Genomic DNA, 26,234 nt, shown 5'->3' with positions numbered 1-26,234 from the left:
AGAGGCTGGCCCTATGTCTTTAACCGCTACCCAACCCGTTATCCGGCGTCTGCCGCCGGAGACCGTCAACCGCATCGCGGCGGGCGAGGTCGTCGAACGTCCCGCCTCCGTGATCAAGGAATTGGCTGAGAATGCGCTGGATGCCGGCGCACACCGGATCGACATTTCCGCCGAGGGTGGCGGGCTGGTCCGCCTCGTGGTCGAGGATGACGGCAAGGGGATGAGCGAAGCGGAACTCGCGCTTTGCATCGAACGTCATGCCACCTCCAAACTCCCGGTTGGCGCGGATGGCGAGGATGATCTTCTCAATATCGGCACGATGGGTTTCCGGGGAGAGGCTCTGCCCTCGATCGGCTCGATTGCGCGTCTGAGCATTACCAGTCAGGCCAAGGGCGAGGGCGATGCCTTCACCATCGCGGTGGAAGGCGGCAAGACCCATGGCACGGCCCCGGCCGCGCCGCTCGGCCGCGGCGGGACGCGGATCGAGGTGCGGGATCTCTTCTACGCCACGCCCGCCCGTCTCAAATTCCTCAAGAGCGAGCGGTCGGAAAACCAGGCCATCACGGATGTCGTCAAACGCCTGGCCATGTCGCGGCCGGATGTTGGCTTCTTCCTGACGCTGGACGGTCGCAAGCGCCTGTCCGTGGCGGCCGAGCGTGGCCATGATGTCGAGGCCCGCAAGGCTCGCATGTCGGCCATGCTGGGCACGGATTTCGGCGAGAATGCCCTGGAGGTCGACCAGGAGCGCGAAGGCGTCCGCGTGACGGGGTTCGCCAGCCTGCCGACCTTTTCGCGCGGCTCCTCGCAGCATCAGTATCTGTTCGTGAATGGCCGGCCGGTTCGCGACAAGCTGCTCCACGGTGCCATTCGCGGCGCCTATCAGGATTTCCTCGCCCGGGACCGGCATCCGGTCGTCGCGCTCAATGTCGACCTGCCCACCCATCTGGTCGATGTGAATGTCCATCCGGCCAAGGCGGAAGTGCGCTTTCGCGATAGCGGCCTCGTGCGCGGTCTGATCGTCGGTTCGTTGCGCCATGCGCTGGCGGGGGCCGGGCACCGGGCTTCCACCACCGTCTCCGGCTTTGCGCTGGGGCGGGCCCGTCCGGAAGGCTTCCAGGACACGCCGCTCCATTACCAGTCTGCCGCCGGACAGCTGGCCGGTTGGGGACGCCCCGCCGAGCCCGTGCAGGACCGCGTCTTTGATCCGGGCATGTCGGCCCGTGTCGAACCCGACGGGCCGGGCTTCGTGCCGCCCGCCGATGCCGCCTATCAGCCGGGAGCGCCGGCACCGACCGCGCCGAGTGAAGCGCCGCCGCCGGACTGGCCGCTGGGCGTGGCCCGCGCGCAATTGCACGAGACTTATGTCGTTGCCCAGACCCAGGACGGGATCGTCATCGTCGACCAGCATGCCGCCCATGAGCGGCTGGTCTATGAGCGCATGAAGAAGATGATCGCCGAGACCGGGGTGCAGCGTCAGCAGCTCCTTGTTCCCGAGATCGTCGACCTGGACGAGAATGAGGCGCGCCGCCTTCTGGAGCGCACCGGGGAGCTGGAAGAGCTGGGCCTGGTGATCGAGGCTTTCGGGCAGGGCGCCATCGCCGTGCGCGAGACGCCGGCCCTGCTGAAAAAGCTAGATGTCCAGGGTCTGATACGGGATCTCGCGGATGATCTGACCGAATACGACCAGGCCCTCTCGCTCAAAGAAAAGCTGGAGGATGTGGTCGGCACGATGGCCTGCCACGGCTCGGTTCGCTCCGGCCGCCGCCTGACCGGCGAGGAGATGAATGCGCTCCTGCGCGAAATGGAGGCCACGCCTCATTCCGGCCAGTGCAATCACGGCCGCCCGACCTATGTCGAGCTGAAGCTGAGCGATATTGAACGGCTGTTCGGGCGGCGGTGACCGCCGCCCGAACCGCGTTCTGCCGGTTCAACCCAGAAATTCGCGGGTCTTGGCGATGCCGAAATTGATCGCCTGCTCGGCCGAGACTTTGGGCGGCATGATCAGGGCGTCCGGATCCACCATCACTTCGATGATGCTGGCCTTGTCCTGCTTGAAGGCCTCTCGCAGGGCGCCGGCCAGATCGTCCGGGTCGTCCACCCGCGCACCGTGGCCGCCGCAGGCTTTCGCGAAGGCGACGAAGTCGGGATTCTCCAGGCCAATCGCGTGTTCCGGCAGGCCCTTGGCTTCCTGTTCCAGGGCGATGAAGCCAAGCTTGCTGTTGTTCAGCACGACATTGACCACGGGGCGGTCATAGCGCACGGCAGTGATGAAGTCGGCCATCAGCATGGCAAAGCCGCCATCGCCGGAAATCGCGCAGACCGGCCGGTCCGGATAGGCGAATTTGGCCCCGATCGCGCCGGATGGGGCAAAGGCCATGCTGGCGAGCGCACCGGACAGGGTGAAGCGCTGGTTCTCGGTGACGATCAGATGCCGCGCCGCCCAGGCGGTCGAGGTGCCGGTATCGACCGTGTAGACCGTGTCGGCCGGCGCAATCCGGTTGAGTTCCTGCATCACGCGCTCGGGAGCGATGGGCGTGTCCTCGGATTGGCGGCGGTCGGCCTGTTGACGGTTCCAGTCGGTCTTCCGCTCCTGCATGGCGTCAAAGAAGCTGCGATCCTCCTTGGCCTCGACGCGGGAAAGCAGGGTTTCCAGCGTGGGCTGGCAATGCCCGGCGAGGGGAATGTCGACCTTGGCGCGGCGGCCCAGCCGGGTTGGCGACGAGTCGATCTGGATGATTTTGGCGTCATCCGGGAAGAATTCGACATAGGGAAAATCGGAGCCCGCCAGGATCAGGCAGTCGCATTTTTCAATGGCGGCACTGCCCGGGGCCGATCCCAACAAGCCGAGCCCGCCGATGCACGCCTCGACGTCTTCGTCGATCACGTCCTTGGCACGCAGTGACCGGATGATCGGCGCGCCAATACGGTCGGACAGGGCCAGAAGTTCATCGCGCGCGTCAGCACAGCCGATGCCCGCGAGAATGGCCACGCGCTTGGAGCCGTTGATCAGGTCAGCGGCATTCTCCAGATCGCCGGCGCAGGGCATGGATCGCGTGCGCGAGACGCCAAGATCATAGGTGGAGCGGGTCGATTTGACCGAGCGGCCGGAGACGTCGGACGGGATGGCGATATGGCCGACACCGGGCGCGGCCAGCGCGGCCTTGCAGGCTTCGATCATCACCTCGGGCAATTGGTCCGGTGTCATGACGGTTCGCGTGTATTCCGCGACATCGGAAAACAGTCGTTCAAGCGCCACTTCCTGATGGTATTCCGTGCCGACATGCTGGGTCGGTGCCTGGCCGGTGATGGCAATCACGGGGGCATGGTCCATCTTGGCGTCATACAGGCCGTTCAGCAGGTGTATCGCGCCGGGACCGGACGTCCCCATGCAGGCCGTCATCCGTCCGGTCAGCTTCGCCTGGGCAGAGGCCATGAAGGCACCAGCCTCCTCATGGCGCACCATGACGAATTCCATGTCGTCGCGCTTCTGCAGCGCAAAGGTGAAGTCGTTGATGGCGTCTCCCGGGACGCCGTAAACTTGCTCCACGCCGTGTGCAGCAAGGATGTCGAGAACCAGGTCGGCCACGCGCATGTCGGGCTCCCCTCGGATTGCTTCTATCCTCTTGGAGCTAGTGTGTGACAGCCATATTGCAAGGCGAGGCGGCCTTGGGGCCGGCGCTGGAGCCCGACGTCCGCGTGCCGCCCATGAGCGCTTTAATGCCTCGACCGCCGCAGATCGCTCCCCGCTTCGGCCTTGGTGAATTCCTTCAGGGCCGCGCGATCGCCACGCTGGCTCAACCAGTTGGCATAGGTCTGCCCAAGCGGTCCGGCGCTGAGTCCGTGCAGTATGATGGACGTCCCGATCGTCAGGCTGGCGATCGCGATCAATGGCGCGGCAAAGGCATGGCCCAATTGCAGGTCGATCAGGAGGACAAACACGATGGACGCCAGCCCGCGCGGACCAAACCAGCCGAGGAACAGGCGGGTGGGCCAGGTCAGGCCGCTGCCGATCAAACTCACGGCAATCGCGACGGGGCGAATGATGAAAAGGCTCGCAAAGGCAAAGCCGGCCCCGTTCCAGCTCCAGTTCTGAAGGGCATCCGGCAGCATGACCGCTCCGAAGGCGAGGAAGGTCAAAAGGGCCAAAAGCTGGCCCTCCGTCTCTCCGAAGCGTTGCATCTCGCCGCGGGCCCGGCGGGCAACCACCCCAAGTGCGCCTCCCGCTGTGAAGGCCGCGATGAAGCCGTTTCCGCCCACGACGAGAGCGGCGACATAAGCGCCAATTGCGAGCGCGACGGCGCTGATCCGTTCGAATTCCGGGCTGATCGCCTTCTTGCGGTCCGACCGCTCCAGTGCTTGCCCGACCAGCCAGCCGAAGATCACTCCAGCCGCCGTACCCAGCACGATCTGCTGGGCGATGAAGCCGGCCCAGGCAATCCCTTCGGGGCCCTGATCGCCCGGAGATGCCAGCGCGATGAGGATAAAGACCGCGGGCAGTGCCAGGCCGTCATTCAGCCCACTCTCCGCATTGATGGTCTGCCGGATGCGCAGGGGGACCGTTTCGTTGACGATCACGGAGCGCGAGAGCGCGGCATCGGTGGGGGCCAGAACCACTGCCAGCAGGGCACACTGAAGCAGGCCAAGATCGGGTAGCAGGATCCAGGCCGTAATCGTGCCCAGCACCATGGCCAGCGGCAAGCCGAGGATCAGCATCCGGGCCGGGATGGATTCGTCGGCCCGCAATAACCGGATATCGACGCCCGCGGCGTCAGAGAAGAGCACGAGGATGAGTGTGATCTCGGCCAGCAGCTTGATCTGGTGAGACGTGATCTCGAAACCCAGCAGTCCGCTCACCGCACCGCTCATGACCAGACCGAGTGCGGTGAAAATCATCGGCGCGGTAAGGCTCCAGCGCGCAAAGACGCGCGAATAGAGGCCGTAGCCGATTACGGCGATGGCGATGACCAGCAGGGCGGGCGATTCCATGCCGCCAGTCTAGCCTGCGGATGCCCGTTCCAGAAACAACACCTTTGCCGCGCCGTATTCCTTCACCACCCGGGCCTCCCAGCCCGGCGTCTCCGGTTCTTCCTCCGCCCCGACCTCGAGCACGGCGACGGCATCCTCGCTGACCCAATTGCCCTCGATGAGCTTGCTCAGCGTCTTCGGCCCGAGAGCATGGCCATAGGGCGGGTCGAGGAAGACCAGGTTGAAGGGCGCGCCCAGATTGGAGGGTTTCTCGCCCAGAGCCGTCGCGTCGCGGCGGTGGATCCGCGTGTTTCCGAACAGCTGCAGCGTGTCGACATTGGTGCGGATGGCCCCGCGCGCCTCGGCGGCCATTTCCACGAAGAGGCAGAAGGCCGCACCACGAGAGACGGCTTCGATACCCAGCGCGCCGGACCCGGCATACAAATCGATGACGCGGGCCCCTTCGACCGGCGGGCACCAGTCGGCATGTTCGATCACATTGAACATGTTCTCACGGGCCCGGTCCGAGGTCGGACGGGTTGACCGGCCTTTCGGGGCCACCAGGGCCCGATTGCGGAACTTTCCGCCGACGACACGCATGGATCAGCGTCTCCCGCGCGGCTTGCCGGGGCCGCGGGACGGGCCGCCGGTGCGGGGGGCATCAGCGGAGGGGCGTCCACGGTTCGGCGAGGGCCGGCCACGGGAGCGTTTCATCGGCTTGGCCCCGTCCAGGCTGTCCTCCTGTTTCGGCAGACCGGGCTGACCGGCACCGCCCATCTTGCGTTTCACGGGCTTGCGGCCGGGCCGTTGAGGGCGAGGCTTGGCCACGGCTTCACCGGTCGTGCTGGCAATCTCGACGAGATGGCCGCACTGGTCCTTGAGCACGCGGCCCGGCACGGGCTTGATCTCGCCCCGGCCCAGATCGCCCAGCTGGAAGGGGCCATAGGCGGTCCGGATCAGCCGGTTCACCTTCAGGCCGACACTGTCCAGCGCCTTGCGGACTTCGCGGTTCTTGCCTTCGCGAATGCCGATATTGAGCCAGATATTGGAGCCGGTCTCGCGTTCGATCTCGACATCCATCGGGCCGTACTTGATCCCCTCGACGGTGACACCGGCCTTCAGCTTGTTGACGGCCGTCTGGTCGACCGTGCCGAAGGCACGAGCGCGATAGCGGCGCATCCAGCCGGTGGACGGCAATTCCAGGGCGCGGGCGAGGGCGCCGTCATTGGTCAGCAGAAGCAGGCCTTCGGAGGTCAGGTCGAGGCGGCCGATCGAGATGACGCGGCCGATATCGTCGGGAATGGCGTCGAACACGGTCTCGCGGCCTTCCGGGTCGGCATGGGTGGTCACCAGTCCGGCCGGCTTGTGATAGCGCCATAGTCGGGTCGCCGCCGGCGGTTCAACCAGCTTGCCATCGACCTCGATCTTGTCGCTCGCCGATACCTTGAAGGCCGGCGTGTCGAGCAGTTTTCCGTTCACCCGGACACGGCCGCCCTCGATCATGCGCTCGACCTCACGACGCGAGGCGACGCCGGCGCGTGCCAGGTATTTGGCGATGCGTTCGCTGGTTTCGTTCTCGCTCACGCTTGACCCTTTCACTCGGTCGCTCTAACCCGCCGCAGATGACGGACCTGCGCGATACACGTTTTATGGAACAAGCGCTACGCCTTGCGCATGCAGCAGCTGAGGCGGGCGAAGCGCCGATTGGTGCCATCCTGGTTGATCCGGTCACGGATGAGATCGTCGCTGAAGCACATAATGCCCCGATTGCCGGTCATGATCCAACCGCCCATGCGGAGATATTGGCCCTGCGCCGTGGTGCGGAAAAACGGGGCAATTACCGGCTCACAGGACTGGAACTCTACGTCACGCTGGAGCCCTGCGCCATGTGCGCCGGGGCCATCAGCCATGCCCGGATCGGACGGGTGATCTATGGCGCACCGGACGAGAAGGGCGGGGCGATTGATCACGGCCCGCGTTTCTTCGAACAGCCGACCTGCCACTGGCGTCCCGAGGTGACCTCCGGCATTCTCGCTCAGGAGAGCGCGGATGTGCTGCGGTCCTTCTTCAAGGCGAGGCGCAAGGCCAAGAGCGATGGCGTTTGATCCCGATCTGGCGGACCGGCTGGAGGCCGAGCTGAGACAACAGGGCGTCGACCCGGTCCGCAAGCGCATGTTCGGCGGCATCGCCTTCCTGATCGGCGGGCATATGAGTTGCGGACTGGTCCGGGGTGAGATGCACGTCCGTGTCGGGCCGGAGGCCTATGCGGAAAATCTCGCCAAACCGGGGGCCCGGGAGATGGATGTCACCGGTCGTGTGATGACCGGCTGGGTCACTCTGGATGGGCCGGAAGACCTGGACGAGGACGGGCTGTCAGACTGGGTGTCCACAAGCCTGGCTTTCGTGCGCTCGCTGCCACCCAAGCCGTGACGGAATTTCGGCAAATTCCGTATGACGGAAGCTGTCATAAAACCTTGTCTTGAGTTGAATCGGGACCCGGACGAATAGGAGCCAGAAGCTCTGGAGCGTCCGCGAAATGCGTGCACTGATCAAATTCGCGACCGGGATTGTTCTGGCCCTCACGGCCGGTTCGGCAGCGCTTGCGAACACGGCGGTGTGTGCCGATGCACCGCTCCTTCTGCAGGACGTCACCATTGTCGATGCTTCGGGCAGCTGGGACCATCAGGACATCTTCATCGAGCAGGGCCGGATCTCGGCCATCGGCGAAGGCCTGATGCTGGAAACCGCCATGCCGGTCACCACCCTGCATCGCCCCGGTTCCATTGTGCGCCCGCGTCCGCAATCCACCGCACCGAGCGCCGCCATCTTCATCCGGACCTCGACCGCGGGCTCCGCTTCGGCGCGCCGCACCATCCTGATGCCGGGCGTTGCCGCCGACCTGCTGGTGTATTCGACCGGAGACGCGCTGGAGCTGGAGATCAGCGAAGGCCGTATTCTGGGCACGCCCCTGACCTGTCAGGGCTAGGCGCCCAACCGCGCCTTCAGGCCGGCACTGACGCCGGGCCATTCTTCCTTCAACACAGAAAACCAGACCGTATCCCGCCATTCGCCGGTCCAGCATTTGAGATGCCGGCGCAGCGTGCCCTCTCGGGTGGCCCCCATCTTGGTCATGGCGGCCTGGGAACGCAGATTCCTGTGGTGCGTCTTCAGCTCGACCCGTTCCGCGCCGCAGGCGAAGGCGCGTTCCATCAGCAGGTGCTTGCAGGCCGGATTGACTGTCGTGCCGCGTGCCTGAGCGCCATACCAGGTCCAGCCAATTTCCAGCCGGGCATGGTCCGGTACGATGGACAGGAAGGCCGTGTGTCCGGCGGGCGCACCGATCGCCTTGTTCGTGACGAGATGCGAAATCTGCGACCCGGCCCGCGTGCCGGCCAGCATGAGGTCGAACCAGTCGTCGAAATGCTCACCATCGCCGCGCAGGGAGGTAAGCGCCCAGAGCTCGGCCTCCTGGGCCAGGGGGCGCAGGGCTTCCCGGTGATCCTCTGTCAGGGGATCCAGGCGGACATGCGCGTTCTCGAGCAGGGCGGGGGAAATCTGCATGTCCATCATCCCATCAACAGGACCAGGCCGCGACCGATATAGACAAGGCCGATCACGCTGACGATCCACTTCGTCCACTGCCGGAACTGGATATCACTCATCATGGCCAGGAAGCGGGCTCCCAGCGTGGTGCCGGCAATCGCCAGCGGGGCGGCAACCAGCAGCCATTGCGCATTCGGCAGGGCATTCGCCGCCAGGGCCGGCAGGATGTAATAGCCGATCTTGACCGCATGGGAGACAACCTGGGTGGCAGCCTTGGTCGCCACGATGCAGCGCCGGTCGCGCTCCGTGTCGGCGAAGAAGACGTCCAGCAGCGGACCGGAGACACCCGCCACTGTATTGAGCCCGGTGACGATGAAGCCGCAGATCACGGCGTGCACCGGGCGGGCGGCATCGAAATGGATCAGCGTCTTGGGCAGCCAGATCGCCCCGGGCACCAGTCCCAGCACAATGAAGAGCCAGGCCTTGTCGAGTTCGAAGGCGATGAAGACCAGCAGGAGCGCCGCGCTGGCGGAGCCGAGCAGATAGATGCCCAGTATGCGCCAGTCGATCCATTTGTAGTGCAGGATGGCGCGCCAGCCATTGGAGACGCTCTGCACCACACCGTGCACCACCATGGCCGAGGCGACCGGCAGGAGCAGCGCCAGCACGCCCATCAGGATCAAACCGCCCGCCATGCCGAACACGCCGGAGATGAAGGCCGTGACGAAAGTGGCGAGCAGGATCAGGGGCATGCTTGTCTCGCAGGAAAAACGCCTATCTCTTGGAGGCGAACATACAGGGGAAAACCATGTCCGTTACGGTGATTATCAGTGGTGTCGCGGCCGTTATTGGCGGCGGTCTCGGCCTGGGCAGTCTCATCAGCCCGTCCTGGGGCGCCAAAGTCGTCCGTCTGAAACCGGCTGACAAGCCGGGTGGCTGGGCCGAGTTCCGGGCGACTTATGGCGGCGGGCTCCTGCTGCTGCACGGTGCGGTCCTGCTGGCCATCGCGATGCAGGCCCAGGCAGGCATGGCCAGTGTCGTGGCCACCGGCTTTGCGGCCGGCGCGGCCTGGCTCGGCATGGCGATCGGCCGCACGACCTCCATTATCCTGGACCACGGCCAGCACCAGACCCGGACCGGCTATAATCTCTTCTCGGTCGGTTTCGAACTCGTCGTCGGCCTGGCCCTCATGGCGCCCTGGCTGGGTCATGTCGTGGGCTGATACCGGTTCTGACCCGCTTGCGGAACACAGCAAGAACATCTATAAGTTGTGTATGTGGGAAGCCGTCAAAAAGCGTGTCATGACCTTCTGGCAGAGCCTGCTTCGCTTGCGTTTGGCGTTCAGTCCCAATCGCGTCGTCTGGCAAAGTTGGGAACAGTCGACACGCGCGGCCGGGCTGGGCGCAATCGGGGTGTCGGTTTTCGCCTCGGGTGACCAGGTGAACCCTTGGAGCTTGGGGTTCGGAATTGTTCTCCTGGTGCTTAACGCCTATATTGCAAGGCATCTCGGGCACTATGGCAAGGTGGAGGACTAGCTGATGGATGTTACGATCTGGCCGCTCGGCGTGTTCACTGCGCTCGCCGTCATCGTGGTCGTGTGGGCCAGCTGGGCCGAGAAAAAGCAAAAGGCTGACGCGTCCGAGAACCAGGACAGGTCGGGCGCCTGAACCCTGCACCTTGCTGCCACGCGATCATGCAGGTCTGAAATCCTGCGTCCGCACCGGATCAGGACGCGGACGCGTGATCAATGGCTCTCTCGCTGATCAAGCCCCTGCATTCTTTGCGAAACCCCAAGCGGCTTCGGCCAGGGGCTCGACGGCATCGCCCATTTCCTTGGCGCGGGAGTTGGATGCATTGCCTTGCAGGGAGCGCGCATAGACGCCCTGCAGGATCGAGGCGAGGCGGAAGATGTTGTAGGCGAAGTAGAAATCCAGCGCGGGAATGCCGTCACGGCCGGTGCGTTCGCAATAGGCCTGCGTATACTGTTCGATCGAGGGAATGCCCAGGGCCTCGATATCGATCCCCAGGAAGCCATTGCGGATTTCCTGCGGCATGACCCAGCCCATCAATTGATAGGTGAAATCGGCCAGCGGGTCGCCGAGCGTGGAGAGCTCCCAGTCGAGCACGGCAATGACGCGCGGCTCGGTCGGATGGAAGATCATGTTGTCCAGGCGGTAATCCCCGTGAACGACACTGGTGCGTTCCTGTTCCGGCGCGGCCTGGGGCAGCCAGTCGATCAGCTTGTCCATCGCCGGGATCGTGCGGGTCTCGGCGGCGCGATACTGTTTCGACCAGCGGCCGATCTGGCGCTGGAAATAGTCGCCCGGCTTGCCATATTCGCCGAGCCCGGCGGCGACATGGTCGATCGAATGGAGATGGGCCAGTGTCGCATTCGCCGCGTCATAGATCGGGGCGCGGTCCGCCTTGTCGAGATCGGGCAGGAGTGGATCCCAGAAAATCCGGCCTTCCACGAAATCCATGACGTAAAATTCCGTCCCGATGACCTCCCGGTCCATGCACAGACCCTGCATGGCGGGCGCCGGGAAACCGGCCGCCCCCAGCTTGCTCATCACCTCGAACTCGCGGTCCACGGCATGGGCCGAGGGCAGGAGTTTGCCCGGCGGCTTGCGCCGCAGGACATAGCCCTTTTCGGGCGTGGTCAGCTTGTAGGTCGGATTGGACTGCCCGCCCTTGAACTGGGAGACACTGAGCGGACCGGCATAGCCGTCCACATGCTCCGTCATCCAGGCGGCAAGGGCGCCTTCATCGAAGGCGAGGGCATCGGCAACCTGTTTGGTGCCGGAGAACTGGTCGTCAATCTCGCTCATTCGCTCAGATAAACCTCGCCGCCCTTCATCACGAAATCAATGTCGCGAAGCTCGGAAATATTCGCCAGCGGATCCCCGTCAACGGCGACGATGTCGGCGAACTTGCCAGCTTCGATCGTGCCGATGACATCCTCCATCTGGACGTGGCGGGAGGCATTGATCGTCGCGGTCACAATGGCTTCCATCGGGGTCAGGCCGGCCTCGACGAGGAGCTCGAATTCGCGGGCATTCAGCCCGTGCTGCGAGACGCCGCTATCGGTGCCGAAGGCAATCGTGACACCGCCCTCATGGGCGCGGCGGGCCATTTCCAGCATGAGCGGGCCGACCTCGCGGGACTTGGCCCGCTGATTGTCCGTCATGAAGTCGGCCGTCTCGGCCAGTTCCGCCACCGTGACACCGGCCAGGACGGTCGGGACGAGGTAGGCGCCATTGCGGCGCATCAGACGGATGGAGTCGCGGTCCAGATAGGTGCCGTGCTCGATGGAGTCGCCACCGGCTTCCAGGAAGGAGTTGATACCCGTCACGCCGTGGGCGTGCGCGGTGACGCGGCGGCCCATCATGTGCGCGGCTTCGACAATGGACTCCAGCTCGTCATCAAAGAATTGCTGTTCCACACCGGCAGCCGTGTCGGACAGGACGCCGCCCGTTGCGGTGATCTTGATCACATCGGCGCCGCCGCGGATCAGGGTGCGCACGGCTTCGCGGCACTGGGCCGGACCGTTGCAGGCGGTTTCCGAGGCGAACATGTGCAGCACGTCGAGCGAGAACCCGTTGACGTCGGCATGCCCACCCGTCGGAGTCACGGCACTGCCGGCGACGCGCAGGCGCGGACCGGCCACATCGCCATCATCGATCGCGTCGCGCAGGGCCAGACTGGCCTCGAAATTGCCGCCGACATCCTGCACGGTGGTGAAGCCGGCCAGCAGTGTGGTGCGGGCATTGGCGGCGCCGTCAAAGGCGAGATCGGAGGCGGAATGGGTAAAGGCGTTGAAGCGCCGGCCCGGTCCGAGTTCCGATTGCAGGTGGACATGGCTGTCGATGAAGCCGGGCATCACATAATCATCGGACAGGTCGACAATGGTCGCGCCGTCCGGGCTGACAAAGCCGGCTTCCACGCTTTCGATACGCTCGCCACGCACCAGGATGGACTGGTCCTCAAGCGGCGCTTCACCCGGAACCGCCAGCAGCCAGCCAGCATGGATGACGGTCAGCGGCGCCTCGTCGGCGGCATCCTGAGCCTGGGCCAGGCCCGTGGCGGCCATCAGGGCCAGGGCGGAAATGGCAGATTTGAGCATGACGTCTCTCTCCCCAGAAAATACGTGGAGGGAAGCTTGATCATGCCTACCGGGAAGTCAAATGGCCGTGACGGCTAACGCGCTTGAACGCTAGTGTGTTTTCAGTGCGCGCCAAGCGATGTTGCGGCAGCATACCCGCAGATTGGGGGCTTCCGAGAAAATTGCGATGTGTGGGCGTAAGGCGGCGAGGGAAATTGGTGTGTGTCCCTGTTTTTCGGGATCGCCGACTGGCCGCGCTATCTGGCCGAGGGCACAAGCGCGAGGCAGGAGGCCCTGCTGGGCGATTTCGCACAGTCGGGATACCCGCTGGGATCGGACGCCTGGATCGATGCGCTGGAAACCAAATCAGGCCGCCGACTCAGACCGGGCCAATCCGGACGCCCGAAACGGCGGAGCGGAAAGCCGCCGGATGATTAAATCGGTACGTGTCCCCGGTTTTCGCGCCGCAGGACACCGCGGGCTTGAATGAACAGGCTTTTGTAGATCGTCTCGTGGGACACTCGTATGGCCTCCGAAGACTGGTAGGCGCGCTTCAGCCAGCCAGCAATCTGCTGCGGCGACCACTTCTGCTCAAGTCGGGCTGCCACCTGATCGCGCAGCTCCGGACCCAAGGCCGGCAAGCAGGCCTTGGGCCGGCGGGCACACCGCGGACCGCCCCGGCCTGGGCTGCCAGCGCCCGGTAGGCCTGACGTCCCCCGTCATGATCGACCTCGCGGCTCACCGTGGACGGCGCGCGTCCCAACCGGCGGCCAATCGCCCGCAACGACAGCCCCGCGGCCAGTTCGCGTGAAATCTCCTCCCGCTCGTCAAGGTCAAGACTGCCCGGCCGCACCCGGCGTTCGCGCGGCGCGATCCCGCCGGCGGCCTTCAGTATCTGGAACACGTTCGGCGTCGAGCCGCCGAGCACCGCGCCAATCTCCGCCAGCGTTTCCCCACGCTTCCAGCGAAGCCAATGCTCCCGACGCCGCTCTAACGTCAGACGACACCATGACAACCTCTCCATCAGCGCAACAATATCCTTAACTATTGCGATGTTCGGTTGAGGCCATCCTGTCACAAATTTCTACCTACAGTAACCCATGACTAAAAAAGGTACGTGTCCCCGGTTGCCACACGTCGTCAATATCGGTCGAGGAATTGTTCGACACATAACCCATCTTCTGGCCACCGAAACGGTGCCCGTCGGAGCCGGTCGGCGTCAGCCGGGAAATCGATCCGGGGGATTGATTTCAGGCGCAGAAGGCCCCGGCAGGGGCCTCGACGGGGACCTTGTAGTGACGCTTATTGTCCGTTCCCGGCAGGCCATTGCCCTGCACCCGGCTGATGAGCCGACCCTACGCGCCGGTGCGATAATTCACCGTGCGGGCCTGGCCGTCATCAACCGCGACTCGCTGCAGGTGGGTTCGCCCGCCAAGCCGGCGCTGATCCCGGCCATCGCCACCGGGCTCCAGGAGAAACTGTCCTGTTTTCAAAGCACTAATTGGTGCCTGTCACCGTCTATTTCCCTGTCTCCAATAAATATCTGCACCTATTCAAACACAAACATACGCAGCACGAACCGACCATGGGCATGCGCTACGCCGCCATATTGCTCCAGACGCATGCGCTCGAATTGAGCGCTTTCGACTGAGTGGGTAAACGCAGCGGCGACGTCGTGGAGCAGCTCAATCTGGTCACGGCAATCTTGCTCTCGAAACAAGAGCTCCACATGGAGCATGTTGTCCCAGTTCTCAAGCATCCACTCGGAGACAATATCTCGAAACAATGGCGTATCGCGAAAGGTCAGCTTTGGATATTCATCCGTCGGGAACTCAGCCGCCAGGGCGACCATAACCTTTTCCACACTTGCTCCATCGCGGAAGTCCAGATGCACAATGCGGATATCCGGGTTCAGAGCCGGATCAAGGAATTCCGTCTCCAAATCACCGTAGTCAACGTGAGTACTCATCTGACCCTCCAAAACGCCCGCCGCGCGGTCCCATCTGTACCGTAGTGAGTGGTTGTATAGAAGTAGTGTCGACCCGTCGTCGTCTCGCCCACGACAATGCGGTGAGTTCCACCGCCTTCCTGTTCAAAAGCGCGAGCATCAACGCGGTGCTCGGTGTAAGTCACTCGATTTCCGTTGATTTCGGTGGGGAGTAGACCTTCGTCGTTGTTGAAAGTTGTACCCCATCTCCTGGCTGTCTAAAAAAAACGGGGACACACACCATTTATCCCGCTCCCGACCTCGGTCGGCCGCGTGGTCTTGGACGCAATCGTCGGCCGGATTTGGTTTCCCGTCCAGCGAGCCTTGCGTCCGCGCCCATGGGGAAGCCGGTCTCCGTGAAATAGCCCAGCCGCGCTTTCTCGTCCGCGCCGAGCCCATCCGGCGCCCCGGAATTCGGAAAACAGAGGGACATGTCCCTCGCAGCGCGCCCAACTTATCCCCACCCACATAACCTGTGGGACACTTCCTGTGACTTCCGGGAAGAGAGGCGCGAGCTCAGTCCCTTGTGCCCGGAAGTGTGCGGAGCCTGTCCGCGCGAGGGGGTGACAGCCTGAGCTCCGGCAGGGCCATCGCCCGGGCCACACGGCACAAGGTCACGACCGTGCTGGCACCCAGGCGGTTTCGGTGCGTCGCCCGCAAGGGAAGACGATCAAATCTCCGCGTGCGGGAGACCGGTCAGGTCACTCACACTCATAGCTAAATCCGACCCGTCAGGTCTCCCGCACACCTCTCATACCGCCAGGCGGAAACGCCGTGGCGCTGAACGTCTTTCCTCCCCATTCCATGGGGAGGTGTCCCACAGGGACGGATGGGCCGGCGGAGCGAAGCGGAGGCGGAAATCGGCGCTGACGCGCCGCCCCTTCGACCTCGCTCCGCTCGGCCACTTCCCCATGAAATGGGGAAGAAACCCAGATGACCCCATGCCCCACACACACGCACTTTCCCCGGACGAAGGTCCAGGGCCGACCGAATGAGCCGCATCCTCATCGGAGGAAAAAACAGGGACACACACCATTCACCCTGCGCCCCCGCAGGGACGCTCGCAAGGCTTCGGCGCGCCTCATCCCAGATCACCCATCTTCCCGGTCGCTACAGCGTCCGGACAGGCTCACAGCCTAATGCGTCTTGAGCGCCCGCCAGGCGATGTCGCGGCGGCAGAATCCGTCCGGCCAATTGATCTGGTCGACGGCGGCATAGGCCCGGTCGACGGCATAGTGGAGGCTTTCGCCGGAGGCGGTGACATTGAGCACGCGGCCACCGGCAGCAGTCCGGCGGCCCTGGCTGTCGCGGGAGGTGCCGGCCTCGAAGACCTGCACGCCTTCCATCTTGTTGGCCGCGTCGACCCCCTCGATCAGCGTGCCCTTCTTGTAATCGCCCGGATAGCCGTTCGCGGCCATGACGACCGTGATGGCCGGTTCCGGCGTCCACTGCAGCGGCTCCATCTCGCCCAGCGTCCCCTCGGCCGTGGCGCGAAGGTAGGGCAGGATGTCATCGGCAATGCGGAACATGAGGACCTGGCATTCCGGATCGCCGAAACGGATGTTGAACTCGACCGTGCGGGGCCCATTCTTGTCGACCATCAGGCCGGCGAACAGCACGCCCTGGAAAGGGTGGCCCTCGGCGGCCAGACCCTTGGCGACCGGTTCGATGATCGTCTTCATCGCGGTTTCGATCAGGGCGGGCGTCGCGATCGGGGCGGGGGAATAGGCACCCATGCCGCCCGTGTTCAGACCGGTATCGCCTTCACCGACACGCTTGTGATCCTGGGCCGCGCCGCAGAACAGCACGTCCTTGCCGTCACACAGGGCAAAGATCGACACTTCCTCGCCATGCATGAATTCCTCGATGACGAGGGTTTTCGAGGCTTCGCCGAACTTGCCGGACAGGAAGGCGTCGATCTCCGCTTCCGCTTCGGCACGGTCCGACAGGATGACCACACCCTTGCCGGCGGCCAGGCCATCGGCCTTGAGCACATAGGGCGGCTCGAACTGGTCGAGGAAGGCCTTGGCCTCGGCGGCATCGGAGAAAGTGCCATAGCGGGCGCTGGGCACGTGGTGCCGGGCGTAGAAATCCTTGGCAAAGGCCTTGGACGCCTCCAGCCGGGCCGCCCCTTTCGACGGACCGAAAGTCGCGATGCCGATCTGGCGCAGCCGGTCGGCCAGACCATCGCACAGCGGGTTTTCCGGACCGACCAAGACGAGGTCGATTGATTCGCGCTTGGCGAGCTCGACCAGGCCTTCCAGATCGGCGACCGAAAGGTCGTGACAGGTCGCCAGCTCGCTGATGGCGGGGCTTCCCGGAGCGGCATGCAGCGCCGTCAGAAGCGGGCTTTGCGAAATCTTCCACACCAGCGCGTGTTCGCGCCCGCCAGACCCGACAACGAGTACCTTCATGTCACCCTCTTGAGTTCGTCAGCCCTGCCTAACCCAATCCTGCACCAATCGCGAGTCTGCCGGGCCGTTGCGGAGAGGCGGGAAGCATCCTACCAGAGACGGTATGGAACAGCCCGCCGGAAACCTCCACGAATTCTCCGTCTCCGAACTGGCCGGATCGCTCAAGCGGACGGTGGAAGACGCCTTCGGGCATGTCCGGGTCCGCGGGGAGCTGGGACGGGTCGTGGTGGCCAAGTCCGGCCATGTCTATTTCGACATTAAGGATGAGCGGGCCGTCATTGCCTCGATTGCCTGGAAGGGCACGGCCGCGCGGTTCCGCTTCCGCCCGGAAGAAGGGCTGGAAGTCATCATCGAGGGCAAGCTCTCCACCTATCCGGGTCGGTCGCAATACCAGTTGATCGTCGAGAGCATGGAACCGGCCGGCGCCGGCGCGCTGATGGCGCTGCTGGAAGAGCGCAAGCGCCAGTTCGCGGCCGAGGGCCTGTTTGATCCGGCCCGCAAGAAATCCATCCCCTTCCTGCCGAAAACCATTGGTGTGGTGACCTCGCCGACCGGGGCCGTCATCCGCGACATCCTGCATCGCCTGCAGGACCGCTTCCCGCGCCATGTCCTGCTCTGGCCGGTCCTCGTCCAGGGCGAGAAGGCCGCTGAGCAGATCGCCGAGGCCATCCGCGGGTTCAACGCCCTGTCGCCGGACGGGCCGGTGCCGCGGCCGGATGTGCTGATCGTGGCGCGCGGTGGCGGCTCCATCGAGGATTTGTGGGGCTTCAACGAGGAGATCGTCGTCCGGGCCGCCGCTGACAGCGATATCCCGCTGATCTCCGCCGTGGGCCATGAAACCGATACCACGCTGATTGACTTTGTTTCGGATCGCCGGGCCCCGACGCCGACCGGCGCGGCGGAAATGGCGGTGCCGGTCCGGGCCGAGCTCAAGGGCGACATTGATGCGCTGGCTGCGCGCCTGGTGTCCGGCCTGTCGCGCCATATCGAACGCCGAAGGACCGAGCTGCGCGGTGTGGTCCGGGCCATGCCGAAGCCGCAGGCCCTGCTGGACCTGAAACGCCAGCGCTTCGACATGATTGCGGACAAGCTGGATTCCGCCCTGTTGAACAATGCCGCCGAAAAGCGTGCCCGGCTGCTCGTCCTGCAAGCGGGCCTGAAGCCGGAAGCCCTGCGCCGGGATATCCGTCAGCGCCGGGAACGGGTGGCGGATCGCTCGTCCCGGCTGGTGCCGGCCCTGCAACGCTCCATGCGCGATCAGCGCCGCTGGTTGGATACGCTGGCCGGGCGGATCGAGAGCTTCAATTATTCCAAGATCCTGGAGCGCGGATTTGCTGTCGTGCGTGACAGTGACGGGGCGATTGTCCGGGCCGGCAGCGGATTGGCTGCGGGCAGCGCGGTCGAACTGGAATTTGCCGATGCCCGCCGCCAGGCCGTGATCGACGGCACGCCGTCAGAGACGGGCCCGGCCCCGGCCGCCGCAAGCCCGGCAGTCAAGTCGAAGCCCAAGCCGAAGCCCAGGGCCAAACCGAAATCCCCGCCCGCCGGACAGGGCACCCTGTTCTGACCGGGATTTGATCAGGCAGGGCCTCCCCCTTTGGCCGGGGTCATGCTAGATCGGCCTCATGAGTGATTTCACCTTCGACAAAGAGTTCCAGGGCGAGGCCATACTCGAGTATGGCGATAGCGATTTCATCATCCTCAAGGGCGGGGCCTATGTGACCTGCGCCGTGACGGGCGACAAGATCGGCCTGGCCGAGCTGCGCTACTGGAATGTGGATGAGCAGGAAGCCTATCGCGATGCTCTGGCCGCCAAGCAGCGCTGGCTCGATCTGAATGCAGGTCCGGGCCAATGATCGCGCTGGCCCTCGCTCTCGCCCTGCAATCGGTCGGTGAAACGGCGGACCCGATCGGGGATCTGATCCAGGCCAGCGAAACGACGGCACCTGCGCCGGTCGAGGGGTGTGTCGGCGAGCGTCGTGAAGGCGCGCTTTTGATTTGCCGCTATGCCCCGGGTTCGGAAATCCGGCTGGGTGAGCTGACGACCACGGCGGATGCTGACGGGTTCGCCGTGCTGGGTATTGTCCGGGATGCCCCCGAAACGCTGACCTTCTCCGTCACCGCGCCTGATCAGGCCGGGCATGTTTTCGAGGACTGGTCGATCGAACAGCGCGAATACCGGCTGCAGCATGTCGATGGTGTGCCCCAGGCCACCGTGACGCCGGACGAGAGCACGCTGCCGCGCCGTCAGCGCGAATACGCGCAGAAGCGGGCCTCGCTGGCCACGCGCTGGGACGGTCAGGGCTTCCTGGACGGTTTCATCCGTCCGTCCGAAGGCATCACGACGGGTGTCTATGGCTCGGCCCGCGTCTACAATAACGGCCATGAAGGCAATCCCCACTGGGGGCTGGACTGGGCCAATGAGACCGGCACGCCGGTCGTGGCTCCGGCGAGTGGCCGTATCATCCTGGCCGAAGACGACATGTATTACGAAGGCGGTCTGGTCTTCCTCGACCACGGCCAGGGCCTGGTCAGCATGTTCCTGCACATGAGCGCCGTGCATGTCAGCGAAGGCGAGATGGTGGAACAGGGCGATCTGATCGGTGAGATCGGAGCCGGTGGCCGCGCCACGGGACCGCACCTGGACTGGCGCGTGAAGATCAATGACACCTTCTATGTCGACCCGGCGATGATGCTGGAGCTGGACCTGTCATCCCTTCAGGACTGACTTTCAGCCCTTGTAGACGTCCTTCGCCCAGCGGCGGTGCACCCAGAACCATTGTTCCGGGGCCTTGCGGATTTCGCTTTCCACCCATTGATTGATCCGGGTCACGGTCTCGACGATCGCGGCGGACTTGTCCGGATTGGTGGACAGCTCGATCGGGTCATGGATCTCGACCCGGAAACGGGCCCCGCCCATGCGACGCACGGAGAGCGGCACCAGCGGGCAGCCATGGCGCATGGCGAGGCGCGTGGGGCCGGGCGCCGTCATCGCCGGATGGCCGAAGAAGGGTGCTTCCACCCCGTCATTCATCTTCTGATCGTTCATCAGGGCCACGCTCTCGCCGGCCTTGAGCGCCTGCATGAGCTGTTTGGCGCCATCGCCGCCCTTGGCCGTCAGCGCCTTCACGCCATAGCCCTCGCGCATGTCCGAAATGCGCTGGTCGATCAGGACATTATTGGCCGGACGATAGGTGATGCGGCAGGGCAGGCCGGTCTGGCTGATCGCGGCCGCCGCGATCTCCCAATTGGCCTGGTGCATCGCGATGATGACCAGGGGCTGGCCCTGGTCCCGCGCCTGCTCCAGCCGTTCGCGGCCAATGAATTCAACGCGTTCCTCGAATTCCGGGCCGGCGAACACGCCCAGATGCGGCATCTCGCCGGCAAGCCGGCCGAAATTCTCCCACATCGCGCCCAGCAGTCGGTCGATCTCGACATCGGCGGCTTCGGGGAAACAGCGCTGCATGTTGATCCGGGCAATCTGGTGGGTCGGCATCATCGGGCCGAGCTTGCGCAGAAGCGCACCGGCCGCATCGGAGGCCTTGTCGATCCCCTTCACCTTGTACCAGGCGGTATAGGCGTCCCAGGCCGTGGCTTCGAGCCGCCAGCCCAGCCGGGTCAGGAAGGATGCATTGCGTTGGGCCTCGATCATGAACGCGATTTACCGGGCTTCCCGGGCGGCGTCCATGATGTCCCGCAATAGACCGTCCAGGGCGGCTGGGTTGGCGAAACGGGCTTCGACAGGCCAGGACAAGATGGAGGAACGGGCTTCGGCGGGCAGGCGGACCCAGTCCTTTTCCGTGGTGACCAGGCGCGCATCATGGGCGGCGGCCAGCGCTTCCAGGCGCTGCAGATCGCCTGGGCTCCAGGGGTGATGGTCAGGAAAATCTGCGACTTCTGCCAGATCCGCGCCTTTGGCGATCAGGGCGTCGAAGAATTTCTGCGGCCGGCCGATCCCGGCAAAGGCGACCAGTTTGCCCTCGGGCGGCGGGGCGGTCGGAGCGAGCCAGGCATGGAAGACCGGGATTTCCAGATCCTCCAGACCCAAAGCCCTGTAATCCGGCGGAGTTTCCCCGTCCGGCATCATCACGATGACCGCATCGGCGCGGGCCAGCCCGGTCGCGACCGGTTCCCGCAAGGGTCCGGCGGGGAAAAGCGTGCCCGGACCCCAGCCGGCGCGGCCGTCCACCACGATGATGGAGGCGTCCTTGCCGAGGCTGGGATTCTGGTGGCCATCATCCATGACGATGACGGAAGCCCCTGATTCCTCAGCCGCTCTGGCCCCGGCGGGGCGGTCACGGCTGATCCAGGCTGGGGCCTTGCCGGTCAGGAGAAGCGGTTCGTCACCGCACTCGGCAGCTGTATGGATATCCGGATCGACGCGGACCGGTCCGGCCAGCTTGCCACCATAGCCACGCGACAGGGCAGCCGGGCTCTGGCCCATCTCGGTCAGGCGCTGCAGCAGGGTGAGGACAATCGGCGTCTTGCCAACCCCGCCCACAGTGAGATTGCCGACGCAAATAACGGGAATTCCGACCTTTTCCGGCACGGTAGTCCGGATGCGGCGGGCCACGGTCCAGGCATAGAGATGACCCAGCGGGCTCAGCAGGGCCCGCACCATCGCGCCGGAAGACCGGCCAGCATCGGTGCGCCAGAAGACCGGCTCCCTCATGAGGTCGCCTCCGCGCTGTGCAGCAGGGTTTCCAGGGCGGTGATCGTTTTTGCCATCGCGCCGCCGGAGGCTGCGGCGAGGGCAGCCTGCGATGCGGACGGATCCGGTCCCTGACCGGACCAGATCTGCATCACGGCCGCACTGAGACCGGACTCGTTTTCAACCTCGATGAGGGCAGAATGGGCCTGGTAGGCGGTATAAAGGTCATCAAAACTGGATCGGAACGGACCTGAAATGACGCTGGAACCGGCCTGGCTGGCTTCCACCGGGTTGTGACCGCCGATATCCGGCACCAGCGAGCCGGCGATCAGCGAGGCCGGGGCGAGCGCAAACCAGAAACCCATCTCGCCCAGCGTGTCGGTCAGCCAGACCTGGCAGTCGTTGTCCGGCGCGTTCGCGTCCTTCGAGCGCTGCCAAACCGACAGGCCACGAGCTTCGATCAGGCGGACGATCTTGCCGGCCCGTTCCGGGTGCCGTGGGGCGAGGATCAGCAATGCGCCGGGGGATTGTTCGAGCAGGCGCGCATGGGCATCCAGCACGATCTCGTCCTCACCCGGGTGGGTGGAGGCGGCCAGCCAGACCGGCCGGCCATCCAGCGCCGCTTGGAACCGGGCGAGTTGGTCCGGATCGGGAGCGGCCCGGCGGGCTTCCAGTTTCAGGTTTCCGGCCAGGGTCACATGATAGCCGGTGAGATCTTCCAGCCCGTCGCGGGTGCGGGTGTCGGCAGCCCCGATCCAGGCGAATTGGCCAAGCAGCCAGCGGGCCGTATCGGGACGGCGGCGCCAGGAGCGGATCGAGCGCTCATTCATGCGGGCATTGATCAGCGCCAGCGGGGTGCCGCGACGTGAGGTCTCCACGATCAGGTTCGGCCAGAGCTCGCTTTCGGCAAACACGGCCAGGTCCGGCCGCCAGTGATCCAGGAAGCGGCGCACGGCAGCGGGCGTGTCGACGGGAATGAATTGGTGGAAAGCCCGCTCCGGCAGGCGTTCGGCGAGCATGCGCGCAGACGTCACCGTTCCGGTGGTGACCATGAAGTGGAGGTCTTCATGCCGCGCGGCCAGCGCATCCACCAGGCTGGCCAGGACCAGGCTTTCGCCGACACTGGCCCCGTGCAGCCAGATCAGACGGCCCTGTGGCCGTTCGCGCGCGGGCTGGCCCAGGCGCTCATGACGGCGGTCGGGATCTTCCTTGCCCTTGCGGGCGCGTTTTTGGAGCAGGGCAGGCGCGACGGGCGCGGCCAGGCGGGTCAGGCCACGATACCAGGTCAGAGCCGGTGGCAGGCTCACGCCGCATCTCCGGCCGACCCCGGGCCGGTGCCGGGGCGATGCTTCTCGTCCGGCAGGATGACCTCGGCGCCGACGGCTTCATCGGCTTCGCGCGTGATACGGTTGAGCTCGGCTTCCAGCTGTGCCCGCGCCGCTTCGATCTCTTCCGGACCGGCATCGGGCGCGACATGGATGGGCTCGCCCCAGATGATGACGCCGCGGGTGAAGAAATGCGGCAGGCAGTGCTTGTCCCAGGCCCGGTTCAGGATCCACTTGCCGCGGGTCGACCAGGTCACCGGATAGACCGGCACACCGGTATCCCGCGCCAGCCGGACGGCACCGGACCCGGCGCGCATGTTCGGACCGCGCGGACCATCCGGCGTGATGGCGCCGCACCCGCCGCCTTCCAGATGGCGCAGCATGGTCCGGTAGGCGGTCTGGCCACCCTTGTTCTTTTCCGGCTTGGCGGGGTTGTGCGAGGAGCCGCGCACCAGGCCGACCTTGTACCAGCGCGCAAACCGGGCCCCGATCTCGCCTTCGCGGGAGCGGGAGGCAAGGGCGACCATGCGGTCATATTGCTGGTTCCAGGCTTCCAGCGCCATCAGCACCCGGCCATGCCAGATACAGCCGATCAGGGGCAGGCGATTGTCCCAGACATTCTGGACGTGATGGCCATTGCGCACCTCCCAGCGGATCGAGCGGCGGACCCCCTCGACATAGAGGAGGACGAGGAAGGCAACGACTTCCTGGGCCCAGGGCCGGGAGAGCAGGCGTTTCAACATGAATGACTTGCTCGCCTCCACAGGCAAAAAGGTCAAGCATGGGGCGCGGTTGCTTTGAACGGCTGGTCAGCCTAAATGCGCCCACGAACCAGAAAGCCTGATGATGCCCTACGATCTGAATGACCCCAAAGACCGCGAACGTGCCTGGCAGGATTTCCTGTGGAAGGACCATGGCATCCTGCGCCAGAAATTCCACAACATGCACGAGGTCGGCGGCGGCATGTGGCGGTCGAACCAGCCCTCGCCGCAGCGCCTTGAAGCGCTGGCGGAACAGGGGTTCAAGACGATCCTCAACATTCGCGGCACCCAGCCGGGCGTCTGTTATTACGATCTGGAAAAGGATGCCTGCGAGCGTCTGGGTCTGGTGATGATCGACATGCCCTTTGGCTCGCGTGAGGCCCCCCATGTCGACCGCATGCAGCGGGCAGTGAAGATTTTCGACGAGATCGCCTATCCGGCCCTGATCCATTGCAAGTCCGGCGCGGACCGGGCCGGGATCATCTCGGTCTTGTATGCCCTGACCAAGCTGGGCCTTCCCTATGAAGAGGCGATCCGGCACCTCTCCCTGAAATATCTCCATGTGAAAGCCGGCAAGACCGGCGTGCTGGACCACTTCTTCGAGACCTATCGCCAGTACAATGAAACCACGCCGATCGGATTCATGGACTGGGTGGAGACCGTCTACGACCGCGAGGCCGTCCAGGCCTCCTTCATGGCGAGCTGGTGGGGCAGCTTCCTGACCGAGCGCGTGCTGCGCCGGGAATAGCGCGCGCCTGATTCTTTATGAGCAGTGAATCCGCGGGGATTCATCAGATATGACGACTCTGTCCACAGCTTTGCGGCACATTAAGACCCGTTAACCACGTTGGAAGACCGGGCGGACCGGTTGAGCGCTGGAGGGGAATATGCCGGATCTCGCCATTCGAGCCGATGTCACACAGGAGCGGTTGAACCGTCTCAATTTCCTGTTGTCGCGCGAGTGCGGTCCGGCCTTTCTCCAGGCTTTCGTGAAACATACGGCCGAGATTTTTGCCGCTGACAGCGTCTTCATCGGACGGATCGACGCCACCAATTCCCGGATCCGCACCCTGCGTGTGTCCTCCAATGGCGTTGTCGCCGAAAACTACAGCTATGACCTTCGCGGCACGCCCTGCGGCGAGACGATCGAGAATGGCGCGACGATCCATGAGAGCAATCTCTCGGCGCGCTTCTCCAAGGATTTCATCCTGTCCGAAGCCGGCGTGGAAGCTTATGTCGGCCTGCCCCTGTTCAACGGCGCCCAGACCGTCGGCATTGTCGGCGCGACCTTCAACCGGCCGGTCAATATCGGCGATGAATTGCTGGGCGTGTTCAATCATTACCGCCGCCGCCTGACCGGCGAGATCCTGGCCCTGGAATCCGGCGACCGCGCGGCGCTGGCCGTGAAGGGGACGTCCGACGGCATCATCGACTGGTGCCTCGAAACCGACCAGATCTATGTCTCACCCCGCGGACGCGAATTGCTGGGCTATCAGCCGCGCGATTTCACGGCGCCGTCCAGCCATTTCCTGGCGCTCATCCATGATGACGACAAGGGCCGCTTCACCGCCTCTCTCACCACGCATTTCAAGAGCGGGCGACCCTTGGACCTGACCGTCCGGCTGCGGATTGTGGGCGGCCAGCACCGCTGGTTCCGCCTGCGCGGCGAAGCCGTCCGCTCGCCGGACGGTGATGCGACCCGGGTTGTCGGGGCGCTGACCGATATCCATGACTTGGTGGAGGCGCGGCAGCAGGCCACCGAGGCCAGCCGGGCCAAGTCGAAATTCCTGGCGACGATGAGCCATGAAGTCCGCACGCCGCTGAATGGTGTGCTGGGCATGTCCAGCCTGTTGCAGGCCACCGAGCTGGAAGAGTCCCAGCGCGAAATGGTCGGGCTGATCGAGGCCTCGGGCCAGGCCTTGCTGGACATCCTGAACGATATTCTCGACCTGGCCAATGTCGAGTCCGGCCGGTTCGAGATCGAGACCGGCGAGTTCAATCCTTCCGAGATCGTGCGCACGGTGGCCGGTCCCTACCGGATGAAGGCCATCGAGAAAGGGCTGCAATTCCATATTGATGTGGACCCGTGTGCCGACATGACGGCTTACGGGGACCCGATGCGGGTTCGCCAGATCCTGTCCAATCTGTTGTCCAATGCGGTGAAGTTCACCGATCGCGGCGATGTGCGGGTGCGCTGTCTGGCGCGCCAGCAGGCGGATGGGTCCCGTGCCCTGGTGTTCGAAGTGTCCGATACAGGGATCGGCATGGACCAGGACATGATCGCCAAAGCCTTCATGCCCTTCAGTCAGGCCGAAGCCGTGTTGCAGCGCAAATGCGGCGGGACTGGTTTGGGGCTGGCCCTGGCGCACAAGCTGACCGAGTTGATGGGCGGTGAAATCGGGGTCGAAAGTGCCCCGGGAGCGGGCGCCATATTCTCTGTGACCCTGCCGGCGGATGCCCGCGCAGCGGAGATCGCTGCAGAATAG

The 26,234-nt window shown here is 64.6% G+C and carries 28 protein-coding genes and 2 pseudogenes; 13 read left to right on the top strand and 17 right to left on the bottom strand.

What is annotated here, in order from left to right:
* The first annotated feature begins 13 nt into the window (after positions 1 to 13).
* The gene (mutL, locus tag FCS99_RS10045) at positions 14 to 1,900 is read left to right on the top strand and encodes a DNA mismatch repair endonuclease MutL (RefSeq protein ID WP_138512095.1); all 1,887 of its coding nucleotides are present in this window, start codon (positions 14 to 16) and stop codon (positions 1,898 to 1,900) included.
* Positions 1,901 to 1,927: 27 nt separating this feature from the next.
* On the opposite strand, the gene FCS99_RS10040 is transcribed toward mutL, so the two are convergent.
* The 4 genes from FCS99_RS10040 to FCS99_RS10025 all read right to left on the bottom strand — a co-directional run bounded on the left by FCS99_RS10040 (position 1,928) and on the right by FCS99_RS10025 (position 6,549).
* Positions 1,928 to 3,592 carry a thiamine pyrophosphate-dependent enzyme gene (locus FCS99_RS10040; protein ID WP_138512093.1) on the bottom strand — a complete coding sequence of 555 codons (1,665 nt, stop codon included), beginning with the start codon at positions 3,590 to 3,592 and terminating at the stop codon, positions 1,928 to 1,930.
* Between the two features lie 122 nt (positions 3,593 to 3,714).
* Positions 3,715 to 4,986: a cation:proton antiporter gene (locus FCS99_RS10035; RefSeq protein WP_138512091.1), complete on the bottom strand. Its 1,272-nt coding sequence runs from the start codon at positions 4,984 to 4,986 to the stop codon at positions 3,715 to 3,717.
* A gap of 9 nt (positions 4,987 to 4,995) precedes the next feature.
* On the bottom strand, positions 4,996 to 5,565 hold the full coding sequence (gene rsmD / locus FCS99_RS10030) for a 16S rRNA (guanine(966)-N(2))-methyltransferase RsmD (RefSeq protein WP_138512089.1): 570 nt from the start codon (positions 5,563 to 5,565) through the stop codon (positions 4,996 to 4,998).
* Positions 5,566 to 5,568: 3 nt separating this feature from the next.
* Entirely contained in the window at positions 5,569 to 6,549 is a 981-nt protein-coding gene (locus FCS99_RS10025) for a pseudouridine synthase (protein WP_138512087.1), read from the bottom strand.
* Positions 6,550 to 6,587: 38 nt separating this feature from the next.
* On the opposite strand from FCS99_RS10025, the gene tadA reads away from it, so the two are divergent.
* The 3 genes from tadA to FCS99_RS10010 all read left to right on the top strand — a co-directional run bounded on the left by tadA (position 6,588) and on the right by FCS99_RS10010 (position 7,951).
* Positions 6,588 to 7,070, top strand: coding sequence for a tRNA adenosine(34) deaminase TadA (gene tadA, locus FCS99_RS10020; protein WP_267899619.1), 483 nt, complete (start codon positions 6,588 to 6,590; stop codon positions 7,068 to 7,070).
* Entirely contained in the window at positions 7,060 to 7,395 is a 336-nt protein-coding gene (locus FCS99_RS10015) for a TfoX/Sxy family protein (protein WP_171036325.1), read from the top strand. Before tadA ends, FCS99_RS10015 begins: the two co-directional genes overlap by 11 nt.
* A 106-nt stretch (positions 7,396 to 7,501) precedes the next feature.
* Positions 7,502 to 7,951: a hypothetical protein gene (locus FCS99_RS10010; protein ID WP_138512082.1), complete on the top strand. Its 450-nt coding sequence runs from the start codon at positions 7,502 to 7,504 to the stop codon at positions 7,949 to 7,951.
* Here FCS99_RS10010 and FCS99_RS10005 read toward each other — a convergent pair.
* Positions 7,948 to 8,526, bottom strand: coding sequence for a GNAT family N-acetyltransferase (locus FCS99_RS10005; RefSeq protein ID WP_138512080.1), 579 nt, complete (start codon positions 8,524 to 8,526; stop codon positions 7,948 to 7,950). The genes FCS99_RS10010 and FCS99_RS10005 overlap by 4 nt on opposite strands.
* A gap of 5 nt (positions 8,527 to 8,531) precedes the next feature.
* Positions 8,532 to 9,260, bottom strand: a complete 729-nt coding sequence (locus FCS99_RS10000) for a sulfite exporter TauE/SafE family protein (protein WP_138512078.1) — start codon at positions 9,258 to 9,260, stop codon at positions 8,532 to 8,534.
* 56 nt (positions 9,261 to 9,316) lie between these two features.
* Here FCS99_RS10000 and FCS99_RS09995 point away from each other — a divergent pair, with 56 nt between their 5' ends.
* Genes FCS99_RS09995 through FCS99_RS16325 form a run of 3 tightly spaced genes read left to right on the top strand, consistent with a single transcriptional unit; the run spans position 9,317 to position 10,175 of the window.
* Positions 9,317 to 9,730, top strand: coding sequence for a hypothetical protein (locus FCS99_RS09995; RefSeq protein WP_138512076.1), 414 nt, complete (start codon positions 9,317 to 9,319; stop codon positions 9,728 to 9,730).
* Positions 9,717 to 10,043: a hypothetical protein gene (locus tag FCS99_RS09990; RefSeq protein ID WP_138512074.1), complete on the top strand. Its 327-nt coding sequence runs from the start codon at positions 9,717 to 9,719 to the stop codon at positions 10,041 to 10,043. The genes FCS99_RS09995 and FCS99_RS09990 overlap by 14 nt, the downstream gene beginning before the upstream one ends.
* A 3-nt stretch (positions 10,044 to 10,046) precedes the next feature.
* On the top strand, positions 10,047 to 10,175 hold the full coding sequence (locus tag FCS99_RS16325; RefSeq protein WP_267899618.1) for a hypothetical protein: 129 nt from the start codon (positions 10,047 to 10,049) through the stop codon (positions 10,173 to 10,175).
* A gap of 96 nt (positions 10,176 to 10,271) precedes the next feature.
* Here the strand turns inward: FCS99_RS16325 and FCS99_RS09985 are convergent, their stop codons facing one another.
* Together FCS99_RS09985 and FCS99_RS09980 are read right to left on the bottom strand one after the other, a co-directional pair.
* Positions 10,272 to 11,336 (bottom strand): phosphotransferase, encoded by a 1,065-nt coding sequence (locus FCS99_RS09985; protein ID WP_138512071.1) that lies wholly within the window; start codon positions 11,334 to 11,336, stop codon positions 10,272 to 10,274.
* Positions 11,333 to 12,631 (bottom strand): metal-dependent hydrolase family protein, encoded by a 1,299-nt coding sequence (locus FCS99_RS09980; RefSeq protein WP_138512069.1) that lies wholly within the window; start codon positions 12,629 to 12,631, stop codon positions 11,333 to 11,335. Before FCS99_RS09980 ends, FCS99_RS09985 begins: the two co-directional genes overlap by 4 nt.
* A 201-nt stretch (positions 12,632 to 12,832) precedes the next feature.
* Between FCS99_RS09980 and FCS99_RS09975 the strand changes: the two genes are divergently transcribed.
* Positions 12,833 to 13,048 (top strand): hypothetical protein, encoded by a 216-nt coding sequence (locus FCS99_RS09975; RefSeq protein WP_138512067.1) that lies wholly within the window; start codon positions 12,833 to 12,835, stop codon positions 13,046 to 13,048.
* On the opposite strand, the pseudogene FCS99_RS16415 reads toward FCS99_RS09975, so the two are convergent.
* From FCS99_RS16415 to purD, 5 genes and pseudogenes are all read right to left on the bottom strand, one after another.
* Positions 13,045 to 13,257 (bottom strand): annotated as a pseudogene (locus FCS99_RS16415) (IS30 family transposase); the annotation flags it as partial. The gene FCS99_RS09975 and the pseudogene FCS99_RS16415 sit on opposite strands and share 4 nt — an antisense overlap.
* Positions 13,164 to 13,634 (bottom strand): helix-turn-helix domain-containing protein, encoded by a 471-nt coding sequence (locus FCS99_RS16410; protein ID WP_138512064.1) that lies wholly within the window; start codon positions 13,632 to 13,634, stop codon positions 13,164 to 13,166. The pseudogene FCS99_RS16415 and the gene FCS99_RS16410, both read right to left, overlap by 94 nt.
* A gap of 525 nt (positions 13,635 to 14,159) precedes the next feature.
* On the bottom strand, positions 14,160 to 14,579 hold the full coding sequence (locus FCS99_RS09960) for a hypothetical protein (RefSeq protein ID WP_138512062.1): 420 nt from the start codon (positions 14,577 to 14,579) through the stop codon (positions 14,160 to 14,162).
* A pseudogene (locus FCS99_RS16405) lies at positions 14,576 to 14,791 on the bottom strand (hypothetical protein); the annotation flags it as partial. The gene FCS99_RS09960 and the pseudogene FCS99_RS16405, both read right to left, overlap by 4 nt.
* A gap of 942 nt (positions 14,792 to 15,733) precedes the next feature.
* Positions 15,734 to 17,011 carry a phosphoribosylamine--glycine ligase gene (purD, locus tag FCS99_RS09950; protein ID WP_138512060.1) on the bottom strand — a complete coding sequence of 426 codons (1,278 nt, stop codon included), beginning with the start codon at positions 17,009 to 17,011 and terminating at the stop codon, positions 15,734 to 15,736.
* Between the two features lie 103 nt (positions 17,012 to 17,114).
* Between purD and xseA the strand changes: the two genes are divergently transcribed.
* Genes xseA through FCS99_RS09935 form a run of 3 tightly spaced genes read left to right on the top strand, consistent with a single transcriptional unit; the run spans position 17,115 to position 19,739 of the window.
* A complete protein-coding gene (xseA, locus tag FCS99_RS09945; RefSeq protein ID WP_138512058.1) occupies positions 17,115 to 18,578 on the top strand; it encodes an exodeoxyribonuclease VII large subunit in 1,464 nt (487 codons plus the stop codon).
* 58 nt (positions 18,579 to 18,636) lie between these two features.
* A complete protein-coding gene (locus tag FCS99_RS09940) occupies positions 18,637 to 18,867 on the top strand; it encodes a DUF2093 domain-containing protein (protein ID WP_138512056.1) in 231 nt (76 codons plus the stop codon).
* The gene (locus FCS99_RS09935) at positions 18,864 to 19,739 is read left to right on the top strand and encodes a M23 family metallopeptidase (RefSeq protein ID WP_138512053.1); all 876 of its coding nucleotides are present in this window, start codon (positions 18,864 to 18,866) and stop codon (positions 19,737 to 19,739) included. Before FCS99_RS09940 ends, FCS99_RS09935 begins: the two co-directional genes overlap by 4 nt.
* A gap of 3 nt (positions 19,740 to 19,742) precedes the next feature.
* On the opposite strand, the gene FCS99_RS09930 is transcribed toward FCS99_RS09935, so the two are convergent.
* Genes FCS99_RS09930 through FCS99_RS09915 form a run of 4 tightly spaced genes read right to left on the bottom strand, consistent with a single transcriptional unit; the run spans position 19,743 to position 23,730 of the window.
* Positions 19,743 to 20,663, bottom strand: coding sequence for a lysophospholipid acyltransferase family protein (locus tag FCS99_RS09930; protein WP_138512051.1), 921 nt, complete (start codon positions 20,661 to 20,663; stop codon positions 19,743 to 19,745).
* A 9-nt stretch (positions 20,664 to 20,672) separates the two neighbouring features.
* On the bottom strand, positions 20,673 to 21,683 hold the full coding sequence (lpxK, locus tag FCS99_RS09925) for a tetraacyldisaccharide 4'-kinase (RefSeq protein WP_138512049.1): 1,011 nt from the start codon (positions 21,681 to 21,683) through the stop codon (positions 20,673 to 20,675).
* Positions 21,680 to 22,969, bottom strand: a complete 1,290-nt coding sequence (locus tag FCS99_RS09920) for a 3-deoxy-D-manno-octulosonic acid transferase (protein ID WP_138512047.1) — start codon at positions 22,967 to 22,969, stop codon at positions 21,680 to 21,682. The genes lpxK and FCS99_RS09920 overlap by 4 nt, the downstream gene beginning before the upstream one ends.
* On the bottom strand, positions 22,966 to 23,730 hold the full coding sequence (locus FCS99_RS09915; RefSeq protein ID WP_138512045.1) for a lysophospholipid acyltransferase family protein: 765 nt from the start codon (positions 23,728 to 23,730) through the stop codon (positions 22,966 to 22,968). The genes FCS99_RS09920 and FCS99_RS09915 overlap by 4 nt, the downstream gene beginning before the upstream one ends.
* A gap of 100 nt (positions 23,731 to 23,830) precedes the next feature.
* Here FCS99_RS09915 and FCS99_RS09910 point away from each other — a divergent pair, with 100 nt between their 5' ends.
* Positions 23,831 to 24,496, top strand: coding sequence for a fused DSP-PTPase phosphatase/NAD kinase-like protein (locus FCS99_RS09910; RefSeq protein ID WP_233352748.1), 666 nt, complete (start codon positions 23,831 to 23,833; stop codon positions 24,494 to 24,496).
* A gap of 139 nt (positions 24,497 to 24,635) precedes the next feature.
* Positions 24,636 to 26,234: an ATP-binding protein gene (locus FCS99_RS09905; protein WP_138512043.1), complete on the top strand. Its 1,599-nt coding sequence runs from the start codon at positions 24,636 to 24,638 to the stop codon at positions 26,232 to 26,234.

It is taken from the genome of Maricaulis alexandrii, assembly GCF_005871165.1.
In the GTDB taxonomy this organism is placed as follows: Bacteria; Pseudomonadota; Alphaproteobacteria; order Caulobacterales; family Maricaulaceae; genus Maricaulis; species Maricaulis alexandrii.
The sequence above is the reverse complement of the archived record's forward strand: the minus strand, read 5'-3'. Positions and strand labels throughout refer to the sequence as shown.

Excerpts from the sequence above, each read along its gene's own strand:
- mutL (WP_138512095.1), top strand. The coding sequence starts at position 14 with ATGTCTTTAACCGCTACCCAACCCGTTATCCGGCGTCTGCCGCCGGAG.
- FCS99_RS10040 (WP_138512093.1), bottom strand. The coding sequence starts at position 3,592 with ATGCGCGTGGCCGACCTGGTTCTCGACATCCTTGCTGCACACGGCGTG.
- FCS99_RS10035 (WP_138512091.1), bottom strand. The coding sequence starts at position 4,986 with ATGGAATCGCCCGCCCTGCTGGTCATCGCCATCGCCGTAATCGGCTAC.
- rsmD (WP_138512089.1), bottom strand. The coding sequence starts at position 5,565 with ATGCGTGTCGTCGGCGGAAAGTTCCGCAATCGGGCCCTGGTGGCCCCG.
- tadA (WP_267899619.1), top strand. The coding sequence starts at position 6,588 with ATGACGGACCTGCGCGATACACGTTTTATGGAACAAGCGCTACGCCTT.
- FCS99_RS10015 (WP_171036325.1), top strand. The coding sequence starts at position 7,060 with ATGGCGTTTGATCCCGATCTGGCGGACCGGCTGGAGGCCGAGCTGAGA.
- FCS99_RS10010 (WP_138512082.1), top strand. The coding sequence starts at position 7,502 with ATGCGTGCACTGATCAAATTCGCGACCGGGATTGTTCTGGCCCTCACG.
- FCS99_RS10005 (WP_138512080.1), bottom strand. The coding sequence starts at position 8,526 with ATGCAGATTTCCCCCGCCCTGCTCGAGAACGCGCATGTCCGCCTGGAT.
- FCS99_RS10000 (WP_138512078.1), bottom strand. The coding sequence starts at position 9,260 with ATGCCCCTGATCCTGCTCGCCACTTTCGTCACGGCCTTCATCTCCGGC.
- FCS99_RS09995 (WP_138512076.1), top strand. The coding sequence starts at position 9,317 with ATGTCCGTTACGGTGATTATCAGTGGTGTCGCGGCCGTTATTGGCGGC.
- FCS99_RS09990 (WP_138512074.1), top strand. The coding sequence starts at position 9,717 with ATGTCGTGGGCTGATACCGGTTCTGACCCGCTTGCGGAACACAGCAAG.
- FCS99_RS16325 (WP_267899618.1), top strand. The coding sequence starts at position 10,047 with ATGGATGTTACGATCTGGCCGCTCGGCGTGTTCACTGCGCTCGCCGTC.
- FCS99_RS09985 (WP_138512071.1), bottom strand. The coding sequence starts at position 11,336 with ATGAGCGAGATTGACGACCAGTTCTCCGGCACCAAACAGGTTGCCGAT.
- FCS99_RS09980 (WP_138512069.1), bottom strand. The coding sequence starts at position 12,631 with ATGCTCAAATCTGCCATTTCCGCCCTGGCCCTGATGGCCGCCACGGGC.
- FCS99_RS16410 (WP_138512064.1), bottom strand. The coding sequence starts at position 13,634 with ATGGAGAGGTTGTCATGGTGTCGTCTGACGTTAGAGCGGCGTCGGGAG.
- FCS99_RS09960 (WP_138512062.1), bottom strand. The coding sequence starts at position 14,579 with ATGAGTACTCACGTTGACTACGGTGATTTGGAGACGGAATTCCTTGAT.
- purD (WP_138512060.1), bottom strand. The coding sequence starts at position 17,011 with ATGAAGGTACTCGTTGTCGGGTCTGGCGGGCGCGAACACGCGCTGGTG.
- xseA (WP_138512058.1), top strand. The coding sequence starts at position 17,115 with ATGGAACAGCCCGCCGGAAACCTCCACGAATTCTCCGTCTCCGAACTG.
- FCS99_RS09940 (WP_138512056.1), top strand. The coding sequence starts at position 18,637 with ATGAGTGATTTCACCTTCGACAAAGAGTTCCAGGGCGAGGCCATACTC.
- FCS99_RS09935 (WP_138512053.1), top strand. The coding sequence starts at position 18,864 with ATGATCGCGCTGGCCCTCGCTCTCGCCCTGCAATCGGTCGGTGAAACG.
- FCS99_RS09930 (WP_138512051.1), bottom strand. The coding sequence starts at position 20,663 with ATGATCGAGGCCCAACGCAATGCATCCTTCCTGACCCGGCTGGGCTGG.
- lpxK (WP_138512049.1), bottom strand. The coding sequence starts at position 21,683 with ATGAGGGAGCCGGTCTTCTGGCGCACCGATGCTGGCCGGTCTTCCGGC.
- FCS99_RS09915 (WP_138512045.1), bottom strand. The coding sequence starts at position 23,730 with ATGTTGAAACGCCTGCTCTCCCGGCCCTGGGCCCAGGAAGTCGTTGCC.
- FCS99_RS09910 (WP_233352748.1), top strand. The coding sequence starts at position 23,831 with ATGATGCCCTACGATCTGAATGACCCCAAAGACCGCGAACGTGCCTGG.
- FCS99_RS09905 (WP_138512043.1), top strand. The coding sequence starts at position 24,636 with ATGCCGGATCTCGCCATTCGAGCCGATGTCACACAGGAGCGGTTGAAC.